Raw genomic sequence first — 17,027 nt, forward strand, 5'->3', positions numbered from 1 at the left:
GACATAATGTTCATAATGAATAGTTTCACTGTTTCTTGATTTTTATTTTATAAAGCCAACTCCTGCGGTTGTATTAGTTAGAGTATCAACTAAAATAAACCTTCCATTTGCCCTATTTTCATGATAGCTATCTGCAAAAATTGGTTTGCTTAATCTGATCTTTACGCTACCAATATCATTTAAAGCTAAAAATGAAACTTTTTCTTCCGCTCCAAAATTGTTATCAACGTGACCTTCCACTTTATCGATCTTAGCCAGTATACCATTTGTATTGTGCTGTAGCACATATTTAGTTCCCGGAACCAGGGCCTTATTGTCCATCCAGCAGACCATCGCATCGAGGACTTTCGTTTCTGCTGGAACTTCATTAGATTTTACCAACATATCACCTCTTGCAACATTAATATCGTCTGCAAGGCTTATAGTAACTGAACTACCTGCGGGAGCTTCATTAAAAGATTCAGTAAAAAATTGAATATCCTTAATGGTAGAAGTAGTTAAAGATGGAAGTACTGTTATCTCATCACCAACTTTCAGGCTGTTACCACTAATTTTACCGGCATATCCACGATAGTCATGAAATTCATCGGTTTTTGGCCTGATCACCGTTTGAACTGAAAATCTGGCCTGACTCTGTTCTTCAAAATCTTCAGCTTTTAGTGCTTCCAAATGTTCCAGAATTGTTTGACCATTATACCATGACATCGCAGTGGATTTCTCAGCAATATTTTCACCCCATAAAGCACTTACCGGTATAAAAGTTAGTTTTTGATCCTTAAAATCACTTTTTGCCCTTAGCTCCTCAAAATCCTGGATGATATCATTAAATACTTCTTCTGAATAATTAACAAGATCCATCTTATTAACTGCTACTATTACCTCTTTAACTCTCAATAAATTATTTATAAAGAAATGTCTGTAAGTCTGCTCGATCACACCTTTCCTGGCATCAATAAGAATGATCGATGTCTGAGAAGTTGATGCGCCTGTAACCATATTTCGGGTGTATTCAATATGGCCGGGAGTATCAGCAATAATGTAACTTTTCTTAGGTGTCGAAAAATAAATATGGGCTACGTCTATGGTTATTCCTTGCTCTCTTTCGGCTACAAGGCCATCTGTGGCAAGTGAAAAATCAAGATAATCAAGACCATTCTTCTTACTCACTCTGTCAATTGCCTCAATTTTATCTGAAGTAAGCGACTTTGTATCGTAAAGCAACCTTCCTATAAGGGTACTTTTACCATCGTCTACACTGCCTGCTGTTGCTATTTTTAAAACTTCCATTTTATTCTTTTTAGAAATACCCCTGCTGTTTTCTTGTTTCCATCGCGGCTTCCGACCTTTTATCGTCGATCCTGGCTCCTCTTTCTGAAATTGCTGAATCTCTTACTTCCTGTATGATCTTTTGAACTGTATCAGCATCAGACTCTACGGCCGCTGTACAGGTTATATCACCAACAGTTCTGAATCTCACACGTTTTGTTTGTGTGGTTTCGTGATCTTCTTTGTATACGTATTCTGAAGCGGTCCAGATCAAACCATCTCTTTCAAATATTTCCCTGTCATGAGCAAAATATATAGATGGAATTTCAATGTTTTCCGATTCTATATAACTCCATACATCCAATTCAGTCCAGTTTGAAATTGGAAACACTCTAACGTTCTGGCCAATATCAATTCTTCCATTAAGCATGTCAAAAACTTCAGGACGCTGGTTCTTTTCATCCCACTCTCCAAAATCATTTCTAACTGAAAAAATCCTTTCTTTGGCTCTTGCCTTTTCCTCATCCCTGCGAGCTCCGCCAATACAAGCATCAAATTTGAATTCTTCGATCGCATTCAAGAGCGTATTGGTTTGAAGGGAATTCCGACTGGAATATTTTCCTTTTTCCTCAATAGAAATTCCTTTATCAATATCGTCCTGAACTCTTCTTACGATCAGATTCAATCCAAGTTCTTCAACAAGGCGATCTCTAAATTCTATAGTTTCCGGAAAATTATGTCCTGTATCTATATGCATTAACGGAAAGGGAATTTTTGCCGGGTAGAAGGCTTTTTGCGCAAGTCTAACCAGCGTTATAGAATCTTTTCCTCCTGAAAATAAGAGTACCGGATTTTCAAATTGCGCTACCACTTCCCTGAAAATGTAAATAGCCTCGCTTTCTAGTGTATTTTGATTTAAAATTGAACTCATTTATATCTTTTTACGCGTGTAAACCACATTCTCTGTTATCTAATACTTTAGTTGGATCAAAATATTTGAATTCGTTCGGCAATTCATTTTCCTTTAAATATTCATCAAGTTGGTTATCTGAATAATGATAAAATGGACTCACCTTTAATACTCCATCTTTACTGTAACTCAAAATATCTATACTGTCCCTGAAAGCAGTCTGACCTTTTCTCAAATTCGTGAACCAAACATCCGGTTCATGTTCTGCCATTGCTCTTTGAAAAGGCTCCAGCTTCACCTGTTTTGTAAATTCAGCATGAAAAGGACTATCTACAGATGGAATACCTCCATTTATTGCATCTCTATAAGCCGCAGTTTCTACAGGCGTATAAAGGGAAATATTGAGTTTTAAAGAATCTATTAATTCCTTTGCATGTTTATAGGTTTGGGGCGTGTTGTAACCGGTATCACACCAGATCACATTAATACCTGGTTTTACCGCATTGCAGGCATAAATTATCGCAGCCTCATAAGGACGAAAATTAGTTGTCACCACCGGAGATTCTCCTTCCTTAATCGCCCACCTGATAATTTCTGGAGGATTTTCTTCTTTGAATTTCTTATTAAGCTCTTTTAGCTCTGTATCACTTAGCCTTTTCATAACTATTCTTTTCCGTACGGTATTAAATTCCAAATTCTTTCATGCCCGAAATACAGGATCATTTTTGTTACCAGTTCTACTGAACCAATAGCCAGGGCAGTCTCTATCTGCCCGGTAAGGATCCATGATATGATTATAGTATCTATAGTTCCAACTATCCTCCAACTAATCGTTTTCAAAATACTTCGAACAGGGCGTTCAGTTATTTTATCCTTCTTATATGTGCTTTTTGCGTTTGTATGATTCAGTAACATCAACATATTCTCTTCATTAAAAACTATAACCCTATCGGTTTACTAGGTTTTAAGCAAAACTAGACTTCACTCTTTTAAACACCAATTATTTTCTAAATAAAAATCTTATTTTAACACTTCTTCTTACTGCGAGATCGCAATATCTTCTAAAGTGTTTTCGCCAAGTACATTCAGTGAAGCGTCCCGAACCTGTATCATCAGCTTATGAACTGAACAGGTATTTTCATCTGGGCAATCATCACATTTTTCGTAATAATTAAGACTAACACAAGGAACCATCGCGATGGGTCCTTCGAGTACCCTGATCACTGCGGTCATCCTGATCTCGTTAGGTTCCTTGATGAGGTAATAGCCACCGCCTTTACCTTTTTTAGAACCTAGAAAACCCGATTTTCTCAATTCGAGCATGATACTCTCAAGAAACTTCTGTGAAATATTCTCACTTTCTGAAATTTCTGAAGCCTGGACTGGTTTCCTGTCCTTTTTCCTGGCGATATACGCCAGTGCCTTAATTCCGTACTTGGTCTTTTTGGAAAGCATGGGACGAATATAAAAATATTTTCCCTTTGCTTTCTCTAATTCTTCAATGCGTTTTTTAAATCATTAATTATATCATCTATATGTTCCAGTCCAACCGAGATCCTTACTAGTCCGTCGCTGATTCCTGCATCAAGACGTTCATTTTCGCTCAGTTTACTGTGGGTGGTCGAAGCAGGATGCGTCACTATGGTCCGGGTATCCCCCAGGTTTGCAGAGCGTGTACAAAGCTGAAGTTTATCAATAAACCTTCGGCCCGCCTCTATTCCTCCTTTGATCTCAAAAGCCACCACATTCCCGCCCAATCTCATTTGTTTTTTTGCCACTTCATACTGCGGATGCGATTTTAGAAAAGGATATTTCACGTTTTCAGTCTGGTCTCTTTCTTCCAGAAACTTGGCTACTTTTAAGGCATTTTCACAATGCTTCTCTAACCTTACTGATAAAGTTTCCAGACTTTTTGAAAGTATCCAGGCATTAAATGGTGAAAGCGCCGGCCCGGTATTTCTACTGAATAAATAGATCTCTCTAATAAGATCTTCCCGTCCTACGGTAACTCCGCCTAGAACTCTACCCTGACCGTCGATCAATTTTGTAGCCGAATGTATCACCAGGTCAGCTCCAAATTTAATCGGGTTCTGAATATAGGGTGTGGCAAAGCAGTTATCTATGATCAAAATGAGGTCATGCTTTTTCGCAATCTTACCCAGGTTTTCAAGATCCAGAATATCCACGCCGGGATTAGTTGGAGACTCTGCAAACAAGATTTTAGTTTCCGGTTTAATGAAACTTTCAATTGTTTCTGGCTTATTCACATCGAAATAGGAATGCGAAATATTCCATTTGGGGAAGTACTTGGTAAACAATCCATGAGTGGAGCCAAACACAGATCTTGCCGCGACTATATGATCTCCGCTATTCAGCAAGGCAGCCAGAGTGGAAAATACCGCGGACATTCCCGTGGCAAAAGCATAACCGGCTTCCGCAGATTCCATTTTCACTATTTTCTCTACAAACTCCGAGGTATTCGGGTTGGTAAACCTACTGTATATATTACGCTCCTTCTCTTCCGAAAAACTCGCGCGCATATCTTCTGAATCCTCAAAGACATAACTTGAAGTTAGATAGAGCGGCACAGAATGCTCCTGAAATTGCGTCCTTTCACTTTGAGTACGTACAGCAATGGTCTCAAAATGTTCCTCATGATGACCATTAAGTCTGTTCTTCCCAGTTTCTATAGCTTGTAGGTTTTCCATTTTGTTCTAATTTAATCGTTCAGATATTTTCAAAATATCTCCAAATACTCCTCTTGCGGTAACCTCAGCCCCCGCTCCCGCTCCACGAATCACTAAAGGCTGATCTTTATAAGATTCGGTATAGATCTCGAAAATATTGTCAGCGCCTTCTATCTGTCCTAAAACAGAAGTCTTAGGTTCACTGATCAATTTAGCTTCCAGGGTTCCGGAGGCGACATTTAATTCTCCGACATATCTTAAAACCTCATCTTTCAGTTGTTTTGATTTATACCCCTGAAAATGTTCATCCAGTTCAGTAATCCTGGAATTAAATTCTTTTAGGCTGGTGTTTCCATTCAATTGAGTTGGAATAAGAGATTCAATTTTCACCTCTTCAAATTCCTTTTTCAGTTTAAGTTCCCTGGCCAGGATCAATAATTTTCTTCCCACATCTTTTCCGCTTAGGTCAATACGCGCATCTGGTTCAGTATAACCCAGTATTCCGGCTTCCTCAAGTACTTTCGAAAACTCCTTATCCTCCTTAGAATAGGTGTTGAAAATGTAACTCAGCGAACCTGAAAATACTCCTCTTATCCTGGTGATCTTTTCTCCTGATAAATGAAGCGTTCTCAAAGTTTCAACTATCGGAAGTCCGGCGCCCACATTGGTTTCATAGATAAAATTCTTGTTGTTCTTTTTCAATTCTCTCCTTAACTCATCATAAAATTCTGAAGACAATGTATTCGCTACTTTATTCGCCGCGATGATATGACTCCCTGCATTCACCAGGTTGAAATATTTATGCGGGAAATCATCACTGGCCGTGGTATCTATGGATACCAAATTTGCAAATTCATGTTTTTTAAAATATTCCTCGATCTCACTGAAAGAATATTTCTTTGAGTATTTTTTGAAACCATTATCCCAGTCAGACTTTATTCCATTTGGGTTTAAAAGCGCATGCGTGGAGTCGGCCACCAGGATCAACTTCACAGTGATGCCTGAAGAATTCTTCAAATGTTCTTCAGAATTAGAGAGCTGCTCCAGCAACTTCCTGCCTACCTTACCCGGCCCAAACAGTGCGAGATGTATCGTTTTCATTTTTTGGTGTCTTTGTTTGAAATATTGGTTTTAAAAATCGGTTTAACTGATCGGTTTCGATCAGGAAAGCATCATGGCCATGGATAGATCTTATCTCGTGAATACTGATATTTCCTTTCAGCAGGGAAAGCTCCACATAAGAATTCCAGTTCTCTTCAGCCAGAAAAAACAGGTCTGAATTCACCGTTACTATATGAATATCACCCTTGATCCTGCTCGCCGCCTCGAGGTAATTTCCGGAACCGTCACTTATATCTATGGTGGTAAGCAGATGGTTCATCAGTTTATATGAAGGAAGGGTAAACCTGTTCTTAAGCTTTTCACCATGATGAAGAAGCCAGTTCTCTACTTCATAAGCCTGGTTTTCCTTATTCCTTTTGCCTTCAAATTTTTGAGCCAGCGACTGTGGCGTGCGGTAAAAGGTCATTGCATGCATCCTCGCATCATGTACTGGATCTGAAGAATTATTAAGGATATGATCCTGGATCCTGCAATTTGCCACCAGCCAATCTGTAGACTTATAATCACTTGCGATCGGGATTACATGCTCTGCCAGTTCGGGTTTAAGAACAGCCAGTTCCCAGGCTAGAGCTCCACCGATACTTCCACCGATAATGGCAAAAAGTTTAGTTATATCTAGTTTTTCCAAAGCCTGAGCCTGTATCTCGGCAATATCTCTTAATCTGAATTCCTTATAATTTTCAAAGAACTGATCTTCATGGCCTTTAAAACCGTTTCCCGGAATATTAAAAGCCAGCACACAAAACCTTTCAATATCGATACATCTATTCTTGCCAATAAGATCTTTCCACCAGCCTTTACTGCCAGTTACCAGTGAGTTCCCGGTAAGCGCATGATTCACGAGAATAATGGGGGCTTCCGTTGGTTTTTTTCCGAAAAACTGATAACTCAGGTAGATATCCTGAACTGTTCCCGCGGAATTTTTAAAGTTTTCTATTTTAATCTCTTGAAGCATCTAAGTAAATATGTTTTTGTCATTGTGAACAAAGGGAGGAATCTCTTGGAATAATAAAATTTTTAGAGATTCTTCGCTCCATTTCATTTCGCTCTGAATGACAATATTCTTTCCTGTCATTCCGAACGAAGTGAGGGATCTCCTGATAAAAAAATCTAGGATTCTTCGCTCCACTTCGTTTCGCTCTGAATGACTTTCATTAAACCAATGATCTCTTTTTAATTTGAGCGAAGGCCTCTTTAAGATCAGACTTAAGGTCTTCCACATCTTCCAGACCAACAGATAACCTGATAAGATCTGGAGTTACACCCGTAGATGCCTGCTCCTCTTCGGTTAATTGCTGATGCGTGGTACTCGCCGGATGAATAATAAGCGATTTTGTATCTCCAATATTTGCAAGCAATGAGAATACCTTAGCTTCGTCTACCACAGTTTTTGCAGCTTCAAATCCACCTTTTACTCCGAAGGTTACAAGTCCACTTTGTCCTTCTGGCAGGTATTCCTTAGCCAGTTTATAATATTTGCTGTTTTCAAGTCCTGGATAATTAACCCATTCCACTCCTTCCTGCTCCTGAAGCCATTTCGCAAGTTCCAGGGCATTTTTACTATGTTCTTTAATTCTGATTTTTAATGTTTCAAGCCCCTGAATGATCTGGAAAGCGTTGAACGGACTCAAGGCCGCACCGTGATCCCTTAATCCTTCAATTCTAACCTTGGCGATGAATGCTGCTTCCTCAAGAGCTTCATGGTAAACCAGTCCGTGATATCCTGGAGAAGGCTCGGTGAATTCAGGGAATTTGCCATTTGCCCAGTCAAAATTCCCGGCATCGATGATCGCTCCACCCAGGGCAGTTCCGTTACCGTTGATATATTTAGTGAGTGAATGCAGCACGATATCTGCACCATGCTCTATTGGGTTCAACAGATAAGGAGTCGCCACCGTGTTATCTACGATGAAAGGAACTTTGAAGGCTTTTGCTTCTTTTGAAATTCCTTTTAGATCCAATACATCCAATTTTGGATTTCCCACAGATTCAGCAAAGAACACTCTGGTATTTTCTTTTGCTGCTTTGGTAAAGTTTTCAGGGTCTGTAGGATCTACGAAGGTGGTGGTGATTCCGAGTCGGGGTAAGGTATTCTTGAAGAGATTGTAAGTTCCGCCGTAAAGACTATTCGAAGAAACTATGTGATCACCAGCTTTTAAGAGGGTTAGTAATGCCGTACTGGTTGCTGCTGTTCCCGAGGCGGTGACTACCGCGGCGATACCGCCTTCCAGTGCTGCCAGTCGCTGCTCCAGAATATCCAGGGTTGGGTTGTTGATCCTGGTGTAAATAAATCCTGGTTCGGCTAATGAAAAAAGGTTAGCAGCATGGTCTGAATTATTGAAGACGTAAGAAGTTGTTTGATAAATTGGAACTGCTCTGGTTCCTCCGTTTTGTGTAACATCGTGTCCTGCGTGTAAAGCCTTGGTTGAAAAATTTTTAGTACTCATGATATATGTTTTTAATTGTTATTGTTTCTGAAATAAAAAAGTCCCCCTGATTTGCTATTACCAGGGGGACTTTTTGAATTGAACTTTATAACTAATCTAAATTCTCAAGTTTTGGCAATAGCGTTCCATGTGACACATACACATCACGTCCATACACATCATCATATTTGCTATTACTCTATTTTTCATTTTTACACTTTTACTGCCCTTCGACTGCGCTCAGGGTGACGTTTAGTTTTTCGTCAAGCTGAACTCGTTTCAGCTTCTAATTAGATCCTGAAACAAGTTCAGGATGACAATTTATTATTTCAATTTTAATTTCGGGTACAAAAAAAGCCGCTGCGGTCGGCAGCGGCTTTTTGCAATTATATCTTTTCAGTTTTATGCAATAGAGTGCGCTGCGGAGGTTTCCGGCATCATACACATCATATTACAAATTCTACTGATCATTTTTTCGTTTTCTGAATTACAAAGATATGCACGGAAATTTTTAATATCCAAGCCTTTAGTAAAAAATAAATTGAAAAAGTTTTAAAACCTCTTGTTTTACTGGTGTTTTGAAAGCATAATTTTTTTCGACCTGATTTTACTGAAATTGGATACCGCGTTAGGGATTGAGCGGTTGTTTGAGCTCTTCCGATTTTTCATCGGAAAGCGAGCCGCGAAAGCCCGGCGCAAGCCATTAGGCGCAGCGCAACGCCCAGATCGAACCTATAAATAGAATCTGAACACTTAAACAAATCATATTTAAAATTCAAATTGGATAAAATGACGTTAAATCCATTTGCCATGATATGAATTTTTATACATTTGTACCCAACATATTGAAAGGGATAGATTTGACTGATTGCAACCCTATGATACTTTGAAAAAAGTATTTGAAAATGCTAAAGCAGAATGTTTACTACACTCCACTTAGCCCTTCACGTCAAATTTTTCCATTCTTATAAATTAAAAAAGGAATTGAATGGCTTATTTATTTACTTCGGAAAGTGTTTCTGAAGGGCACCCGGATAAAATTGCAGATCAGATTAGTGATACTTTATTAGATAATTTCCTTGCCTTCGACGAGGAGTCTAAAGTTGCCTGCGAAACCCTGGTAACTACAGGGCAGGTTGTGCTTGCAGGTGAAGTAAGAAGTAATACATATTTAGATGTACAGAATATCGCCAGGGATGTTATCAATGATATTGGTTATACCAAAGGCGCTTATAAATTCAGTGGTGATTCCTGTGGGGTGATCTCTTTGATCCATGAACAATCTCAGGACATCTACCAGGGAGTAGACCGCGGAAATAAAGAAGAACAAGGCGCCGGTGACCAGGGAATGATGTTTGGTTACGCAACCAATGAGACTGAAAATTATATGCCGCTGGCCCTGGATATTTCGCACAAGATCCTGATCGAATTGGCGAAGCTTAGACGTGAAGGAAAAGAAATCGAATACCTGAGACCTGATTCTAAAAGCCAGGTGACCATAGAATACAGCGACGAAAACGTGCCGCAGCGAATTGTTGCTATTGTAGTTTCTACCCAGCATGATGATTTTGATGCCGATGATGAAAAAATGCTGGCCAAGATCAAGAAAGATATTATCGATATCCTGATCCCAAGGGTAAAGGAACAGCTGCCGGAATATGTTCAGAAATTGTTCAATGACGATATCGTTTACCATATCAACCCAACCGGGAAATTCGTGATCGGTGGGCCACATGGTGATGCCGGGCTAACCGGAAGAAAGATCATCGTAGATACTTATGGTGGAAAAGGTGCTCATGGTGGTGGTGCATTTTCAGGGAAAGATCCTTCGAAAGTAGACCGTTCTGCAGCATATGCCTCAAGACACATCGCAAAAAATTTAGTAGCCGCAGGCGTGGCTCCTGAAATTCTTGTCCAGGTATCTTACGCGATTGGAGTGGTTGAACCAACTTCGATCTCGGTATATACTTACGGAAAGAAAAATGTAGAGCTTAGTGACGGGCAAATTGCTGAAAAGGTAAAAGCGATCTTCGACATGCGACCTTCAGCGATTGAAAACCGATTGAAACTTAGAAATCCTATTTATAGAGAAACTGCTGCTTACGGGCATATGGGGAAAGAACCAAGAACGGTTACCAAAATTTTCAACAGTCCGTACAAAGGTAAGATCACCAAAGAGGTGGAATTATTTACCTGGGAGAAACTGGATTTTGTAGATAAAGTGAAAGAGGAGTTTGGGTTGAATTAATTCTCAAACAGACCTTTTTCGAGTAACAGAAAAAGTACATCCTATATATTATAAAAAAAGCCGCTTTTTAAGCGGCTTTTTTATTTTCCAGAGGCAAGCCCAGTTTTATCATTTCTTCGGAAAACCTTAACAGCAGCGAGCTCTAATAATTCCTACTTTTAAGATTCACCAAGAGATTTTCCTATGTCTTTATTTAAAAAAGTAAGAAACACGATCAACCTGCTAAAGTCGGTTGACATGGATCAGTTAGCCAAGATCAATCAAAAGATCGATCTGGCAGATGCAATGAAAACTTTAGGAAAATTAGACGACCGTCAATTGGCCGGATTGATGAAAATGTTAAAAACAAAACGCAAAAAAGGCCAGCATGACCTCCCTCCCATCGATGGTGATTTTTATAATCTGGATCTCAAATTAACCGAAAAGCAAAGGGAAATTCAGTTAAAAGTGCGCAATTTCATGGAGAATGAAATTAAGCCTTTAGTAAATGAATACTGGAAAAAAGACCAGTTCCCATTTGAGGTTATTGAGAAATTCCGGGATCTGAATATCGTTGGGGTTCCTTATGAAGGTTACGGCTGCCCGAATCTTCCTTTTTTGATGGAGGGTATCATCGCGCAGGAAATAGCAAGAGTAGACGTTTCCATTTCCACGTTTTTTGGAGTACATAGTGGATTGGCCATGGGATCGATTTATTTATGCGGAAGCGAGGAACAGAAACAAGAGTGGCTTCCCCAGATGCAGAAAATGGAAAAGATAGGTGCCTTTGGCCTTACCGAACCTAATGTAGGATCTGGAGTTGCCGGCGGATTAGAAACTACCTGTAAGTTTGATGGTGAGAACTGGATTCTGAACGGTCAGAAAAAATGGATCGGGAACGCCACATTTTCAGATGTTACTATCATCTGGGCCAGAGATCTTGATTCCAACCAGGTGAAGGGGTTTTTAGTTAGAAAAGAAAATCCTGGTTTTAAAACCGAAAAGATAAAGGATAAGATGGCGCTAAGAATCGTACAAAACGCCATTATCACCCTTACCGATTGTAAAATTCCCGAAAGCGACAGGCTTCAAAACGCAAATTCCTTTAAAGACACTGCCAATGTTCTAAGAATGACCAGGGCCGGAGTGGCCTGGCAGGCGGTTGGATGTGCCAGAGGAGCCTATGAAAGCGCGTTGAAATACACCAAAAAGAGAGAACAATTTGGAAGACCTATTGCTTCTTTCCAGTTGATCCAGAATCACCTCGTAGAAATGCTTTCCAATCTCACCTCCATGCAAACATTGTGTTTCAGACTTTCTGAAATGCAGGATCAGGAACTACTAACAGATGAACACGCCAGCCTGGCTAAAGTTTACTGTAGTATGAGAATGCGGGATGTGGTAAGCCGGGCCAGGGAAGTTCTTGGTGGGAACGGAATTTTACTCGAATATGACGTAGCCCGTTTCGTGGCAGATGCCGAAGCGATCTATAGTTATGAAGGAACAAAAGAAATTAATTCACTAATTGTTGGGCGCGCCATAACAGGCTATAGCGCTTTTGTAAGTTAAAAAAGAAAAAGAAAGATTTATGTCAGTATTGATTGTATGTCCGGGGAAGGATCCGGAAAATTGGGAAAAAGCATTAAAGAATCAGCACCCGGGGATGAACGTTTATGTTTATCCCGAAGATCATGATAAGGAAGAAGTCGAGTTTGCGCTCACCTGGAACCACCCACGAGGATTGTTCAAAAACTATCCTAATCTTAAGGTCATCGCCAGCATGGGAGCAGGAGTAGATCATATTTTAAGCGATGATGCCTTGCCAGAAGGAATCCAGATCACCAAGGTGGTAGATGATACCCTTACCGAAGATATGGGTGATTTCGTACTAAGCCAGGTAATGAATCATATTAGAGGCCTGCACCATTATGTAAAAGCCCAGAAAGAAAAGAAATGGGAGAAATTTCAATATAAAAGACCTCAGGACACGAAAGTTGGAATTATGGGACTAGGAGTTTTGGGGAATGAAGTAGCAGATAAGCTTCATAAAAACTTTTTCCAGGTCTATGGATGGTCCAGAACCGAGAAATCCTGTGACCATGTAACCAGTTTTCATGGGAAAGACCAACTCGAAGAATTCCTTAATAATTCAGAAATTCTGGTTTGTTTATTACCTTTAACTGAAGAAACTGAAAATATCCTGAATGCAGACCTGTTCGATATGCTGCCAGAAGGAGCTTATGTGATCAATGTTGCCCGGGGAGAACACCTGGTAGAACATGATCTTATGGAAATGATCGATAACGGTCATCTTTCCGGAGCTTCTTTAGATGTTTTCAGAGAAGAACCATTACCGGAAGAGCACCCGTTTTGGGATCATGAGAAGATCAACATTACCCCCCATATTGCCAGTTTAACCAAACCTGAATCTGTTGCCGGCCAGATCGCCGAAAATTATGACAGAATGAAGGATGAGGAACCTCTTAAAAACAAGGTGGAACAGGAGAAAGGTTATTGATAATTAAATCTTTTACAGATGGATAATTTAAAGAATATCATGGTAGCTGTCGATTTTAATGACAGCATTGGGGAACTGATGGTCTATGCCGACAACCTTGCCGAAAAATTCGGCTCTAAAGTCTGGGTTTTGCACGTTGCAGATCCAGAGCCCGACTTTGTGGGGTATGAACCCGGGCCACAATATATTCGTGATATAAAAGCAGATGAGTATCGTGAAGAGCATCGAAATCTGCAGGAGGTCTGCAAAAATTTCCTAAGTGAAGATACTGTAAAAGAAGCATTATTAATCCAGGGGTCTACGGTAGAAACGGTTGTTGAGGAAGCAAAAAAACTGAATATAGATCTGCTTATTGTCGGAACTCATAAACATAGTTTTCTCCATAACCTCTTACAGGAAAGTGTATCTATGGAATTGATCAAAAAAGCTGAAATTCCGATACTTACCATTCCTATAGACGAATAAAAGCAAATTAATTCCCCGTTCTCACGGGGAATTTTTATTTTCATTCAAAATTATTTGATCTTGAAAACAGGAAAGGCGCAGCTCGAAAAAGTATCTAAACTAATTCAACCACATATACATCGCACCCCGGTGCTCACCTCTCATTTAATTAATGAGATCGCCGGCGCAGATCTTTATTTTAAATGTGAGAATTTTCAAAGAATGGGAGCATTCAAAATGCGTGGAGCTACCAATGCTATCCTAAATCTTTCTGAAGAGCAAAAAGCAAAAGGTGTAGTAACCCATTCTTCAGGTAATTTTGCCCAGGCACTTTCCCTAGCTGCAAAAAGCCTGGAAGTCCCAGCCTATATCGTCATGCCTGATAGCGCCCCGGAAGTTAAAAAGGCGGCAGTGCGGACTTACGGTGGTGAAATTACTGAATGTCCCTCTACCCTACCGGATCGTGAAAGAACAGCAGATGAAATTCAGCAAAGAACAGGGGCTACTTTTATTCATCCTTCTAACGATCTGGATGTGATCCTGGGACAGGGAACCGCTGCCCTGGAATTACTGGAAGATGAACCAGATCTTGATATCATTTTCTGCCCCGTTGGCGGCGGCGGACTCATAGCCGGCACGGCTTTAGCGGTTAAACATTTCGGTAATAACTGCAAATGCATGGGTGGTGAACCGCTTGAAGCAGACGATGCCTGGCGTTCCCTGCAAAGTGGCAAGATCGAGACCAATGAAACGGCCAATACCGTAGCAGATGGTTTAAAAACTCAGTTGGGAGACATCAATTTTCCTATTATCCTGGAACATGTAGATGAAATTGTGCGAGTTTCAGAAGATGAAATAAAAACTGCTTTAAGGCTTATCTGGGAACGCATGAAGATCATCGTAGAACCATCGAGTGCCGTTGCACTGGCAGCCGTGATCAAGGAAAAAGAACGCTTCAAAAACAAAAAGATAGGAATTATAATTTCTGGTGGAAATGTAGATCTCGCCAAACTTCCATTTTAAATTGCTCCGGCTTTAACTACCAGAATTGATACAAGCATTTGTCCAATATGCCTTTGAGAATATTCTACGGCAGGAAACCGAATGCCTATTAATGTAGATTCAATCCTTTTTCTACAAATTTCAACCTTACGCATTATTATCAAGCATTTTTAGTGCATTCTACTGAATTTTAGTTTTTTATATCATTAAATAAAAGAAATACTATCTTTAAATAAGCCAAAATTTAAAACTAACCAACAGGTTGCTAAATGGAATTGTATCTAACGGTCGCGATCATCATAATAGGAATCATCCTGTTCGTGCGCGATTATTTTTCGATAGATACGACCTCCATTATCATCATGGCCTTGTTTATCGTATCTGGGGTCTTAAGCCCGGAAGAAGGTTTTTCCGGATTCAACCATCCTGCCACCATAACACTTGGCTGTATGTTCGTGGTGAGCGCGGCAGTCTTTAAATCTGGTATTATTGACGGCCTCAGTGCGAAATTGATTAAGATCGCCAAGATCAATTATTTTCTCGCTCTCGTATCTTTAAGTACAACCGCAGCAGTTCTTTCGGCATTCATAAATGATTCTGCCGTGGTGGCTATCCTGATCCCGGTTGCGCTTCTGGTTTGCCGTGAAGCTAATATTAGTCCGGCGAGGTTACTTATTCCAATTTCATTTTCAGCCTTATTTGGAGGCACCTGTACGTTGATCGGTACTTCCACCAACATCCTTGTAAGCAGTTATGCTGAAAAGCTTGGTTCTGAAGCCTTCGGAATGTTCGAATTTTCTCTGGCGGCTTTATGCCTGCTGAGTATCGGGATGGCCTATATCTTCATCATGGGGCCTATACTTCTACCAAAAAGGGGGCTTCCGGAGGATACAGGTTTCAAAAAAGAAGCTGAAAAATACATGGCAGAGATCGAGTTGCATAAGGATTATGATGATGTAGACCGGTCTATTTCAGAATCGAAACTGGTAAATGATTATAAGGTACAGATCCTGCGCATTAAAAGAAAACATTACCGGGTATATGAAATTAATGGCGAAACGGTCTTAAGGGAAGATGACCTCATCAGGATCCTGGTTGACCCCGTGAACCTGGCTAAATTAAAAGTAAAAAAAGGGCTCTCTATTAGAGGAGAAAAAGAGAATGTCGGTGATATTAAACCGAATGATAAAATAGACCCTAAAAATACTCCTTTAAACGAGGAGAAAAAGATCTACGAAGTGATGATTCCCTATGGCTCTGAAATTGCCGGAAGATCTATCAAACAACTCAACTTCAGGAGTACTTATTATGCTTCGGTTCTGGCCATAAGACACCGAAAGGAAACCATCACTGAAGACGTCTCTCATGTGGTTTTAAAGGAAGGAGATATGATGTTGCTCTTTGCTTCTGAAAAAGCCATTTCGCTTTTAACTTCAGAAAAACTGATCGTAACTCTTTCTGAATACCAAGGACGAAGGGTTGATTATAAGAAAGCGATTCCAGCACTGCTCATCGTGATAGGAGTGGTTGGAGCGGCAGCATTTAACCTGACTTCTATTCTTATTAGCGCCATGATAGGTAGTCTCCTGCTGGTAACCTTAACCATTTTGAAACCCCAGGAAGCTTATGAGGCCATTGAATGGAAAGTGATCTTTATGATCGCCGGGGTGCTCTCTATGGGTAAAGCCCTGGAAAAGACCGGTGGTTCAGAGATCATCTCACAATATATTTATGAATCCCTGGGCGGGCTGGATCCCCGGTGGACGCTGAGTTTGATATTCCTGTTTACCTTTTTATCCACGAACGTACTCTCCAGCAAGGCTGCGGCCGCTTTAATGACCCCTATTGTTATTAGTCTTGCTGCCGCAATGCAGGTAAGCGAAAAGCCTTTTTTAATTGGAGTAATGTTCGCGTGTTCCCTTACCTTCATGACCCCGGTAAGTTATCCCGTGAACACCATGGTGTATGCGCCGGGAAATTATAGGTTCCGAGATTTTTTAAAGTTCGGTACACCCCTTAACTTTATCATCTGGATCGCAGCATCATTTGTGATCCCAATATTTTTTCCTTTTTGAATATGAGACGAGTAAAACTCCACAATCCGTTTAAGACAAGAATAATTGATGAAAAGCTCGTGCGGGAACATCTGGCGCTGGAAAGGACCAAACTTGCTAACGAAAGAACTTTACTCTCTTACATCAGGGCTTCGATCTATCTTTTAATTAGCGGGCTGGCATTATTACAGATCAAGGAATACCAGGGAATAAGCCTTATGTGGGTGGGTTACCTCTCTTTATTAATTTGTGTACTGTTTCTCATCGTTGGATTTTCGAGATATATTGCCCTGGAAAGAAAACTGAATAAATTATTACAGCCCGATGAAGACACCAATGAGAACCAGGAAAATCACCGATAAAAGAAATTA

Annotated in this window: 16 protein-coding genes; 7 read left to right on the forward strand and 9 right to left on the reverse strand. The window is 40.2% G+C overall.

Translation table 11 applies throughout. The features are described from left to right. Positions 1-42: 42 nt before the first annotated feature. The 9 genes from C8P64_RS01350 to C8P64_RS01390 form a co-directional block, all read right to left on the reverse strand. The gene (locus tag C8P64_RS01350) at positions 43-1,287 is read right to left on the reverse strand and encodes a sulfate adenylyltransferase subunit 1 (RefSeq protein ID WP_108170263.1); all 1,245 of its coding nucleotides are present in this window, start codon (positions 1,285-1,287) and stop codon (positions 43-45) included. 10 nt (positions 1,288-1,297) lie between these two features. Further along, positions 1,298-2,197 carry a sulfate adenylyltransferase subunit CysD gene (gene cysD / locus C8P64_RS01355; RefSeq protein WP_108170264.1) on the reverse strand — a complete coding sequence of 300 codons (900 nt, stop codon included), beginning with the start codon at positions 2,195-2,197 and terminating at the stop codon, positions 1,298-1,300. A 10-nt stretch (positions 2,198-2,207) separates the two neighbouring features. After that, a complete protein-coding gene (locus tag C8P64_RS01360) occupies positions 2,208-2,837 on the reverse strand; it encodes a phosphoadenosine phosphosulfate reductase domain-containing protein (protein WP_108170265.1) in 630 nt (209 codons plus the stop codon). 2 nt (positions 2,838-2,839) lie between these two features. Next, positions 2,840-3,016, reverse strand: coding sequence for a DUF2061 domain-containing protein (locus C8P64_RS01365; protein WP_341476478.1), 177 nt, complete (start codon positions 3,014-3,016; stop codon positions 2,840-2,842). A 198-nt stretch (positions 3,017-3,214) separates the two neighbouring features. Then, entirely contained in the window at positions 3,215-3,631 is a 417-nt protein-coding gene (locus C8P64_RS01370) for an RrF2 family transcriptional regulator (protein ID WP_108170267.1), read from the reverse strand. Between the two features lie 35 nt (positions 3,632-3,666). After that, positions 3,667-4,884, reverse strand: coding sequence for a trans-sulfuration enzyme family protein (locus C8P64_RS01375; protein ID WP_108170268.1), 1,218 nt, complete (start codon positions 4,882-4,884; stop codon positions 3,667-3,669). Positions 4,885-4,890: 6 nt separating this feature from the next. Next, positions 4,891-5,964, reverse strand: a complete 1,074-nt coding sequence (locus C8P64_RS16680; protein ID WP_108170269.1) for a homoserine dehydrogenase family protein — start codon at positions 5,962-5,964, stop codon at positions 4,891-4,893. Further along, positions 5,927-6,940, reverse strand: coding sequence for an alpha/beta fold hydrolase (locus C8P64_RS16685; RefSeq protein ID WP_108170270.1), 1,014 nt, complete (start codon positions 6,938-6,940; stop codon positions 5,927-5,929). Before C8P64_RS16685 ends, C8P64_RS16680 begins: the two co-directional genes overlap by 38 nt. A 199-nt stretch (positions 6,941-7,139) precedes the next feature. After that, positions 7,140-8,432, reverse strand: a complete 1,293-nt coding sequence (locus tag C8P64_RS01390; RefSeq protein WP_108170271.1) for an O-acetylhomoserine aminocarboxypropyltransferase/cysteine synthase family protein — start codon at positions 8,430-8,432, stop codon at positions 7,140-7,142. A gap of 967 nt (positions 8,433-9,399) precedes the next feature. Between C8P64_RS01390 and metK the strand changes: the two genes are divergently transcribed. The 7 genes from metK to C8P64_RS01425 all read left to right on the forward strand — a co-directional run bounded on the left by metK (position 9,400) and on the right by C8P64_RS01425 (position 17,018). Next, entirely contained in the window at positions 9,400-10,659 is a 1,260-nt protein-coding gene (gene metK / locus C8P64_RS01395; protein ID WP_108170272.1) for a methionine adenosyltransferase, read from the forward strand. A gap of 183 nt (positions 10,660-10,842) precedes the next feature. Next, the gene (locus C8P64_RS01400; protein WP_108170273.1) at positions 10,843-12,207 is read left to right on the forward strand and encodes an acyl-CoA dehydrogenase family protein; all 1,365 of its coding nucleotides are present in this window, start codon (positions 10,843-10,845) and stop codon (positions 12,205-12,207) included. Between the two features lie 19 nt (positions 12,208-12,226). After that, on the forward strand, positions 12,227-13,156 hold the full coding sequence (locus C8P64_RS01405; RefSeq protein WP_108170274.1) for a 2-hydroxyacid dehydrogenase: 930 nt from the start codon (positions 12,227-12,229) through the stop codon (positions 13,154-13,156). Between the two features lie 18 nt (positions 13,157-13,174). Next, positions 13,175-13,621, forward strand: a complete 447-nt coding sequence (locus C8P64_RS01410; protein ID WP_108170275.1) for a universal stress protein — start codon at positions 13,175-13,177, stop codon at positions 13,619-13,621. A 60-nt stretch (positions 13,622-13,681) separates the two neighbouring features. Then, the gene (locus C8P64_RS01415; RefSeq protein ID WP_108170276.1) at positions 13,682-14,623 is read left to right on the forward strand and encodes a threonine ammonia-lyase; all 942 of its coding nucleotides are present in this window, start codon (positions 13,682-13,684) and stop codon (positions 14,621-14,623) included. Between the two features lie 248 nt (positions 14,624-14,871). After that, the gene (locus tag C8P64_RS01420) at positions 14,872-16,677 is read left to right on the forward strand and encodes an SLC13 family permease (RefSeq protein ID WP_108170277.1); all 1,806 of its coding nucleotides are present in this window, start codon (positions 14,872-14,874) and stop codon (positions 16,675-16,677) included. 2 nt (positions 16,678-16,679) lie between these two features. Beyond that, positions 16,680-17,018 carry a DUF202 domain-containing protein gene (locus C8P64_RS01425; RefSeq protein WP_108170278.1) on the forward strand — a complete coding sequence of 113 codons (339 nt, stop codon included), beginning with the start codon at positions 16,680-16,682 and terminating at the stop codon, positions 17,016-17,018. Positions 17,019-17,027: the final 9 nt, after the last annotated feature.

Origin of the sequence: Christiangramia gaetbulicola, assembly GCF_003054225.1 — a bacterium.
In the GTDB taxonomy this organism is placed as follows: Bacteria; Bacteroidota; Bacteroidia; order Flavobacteriales; family Flavobacteriaceae; genus Christiangramia; species Christiangramia gaetbulicola.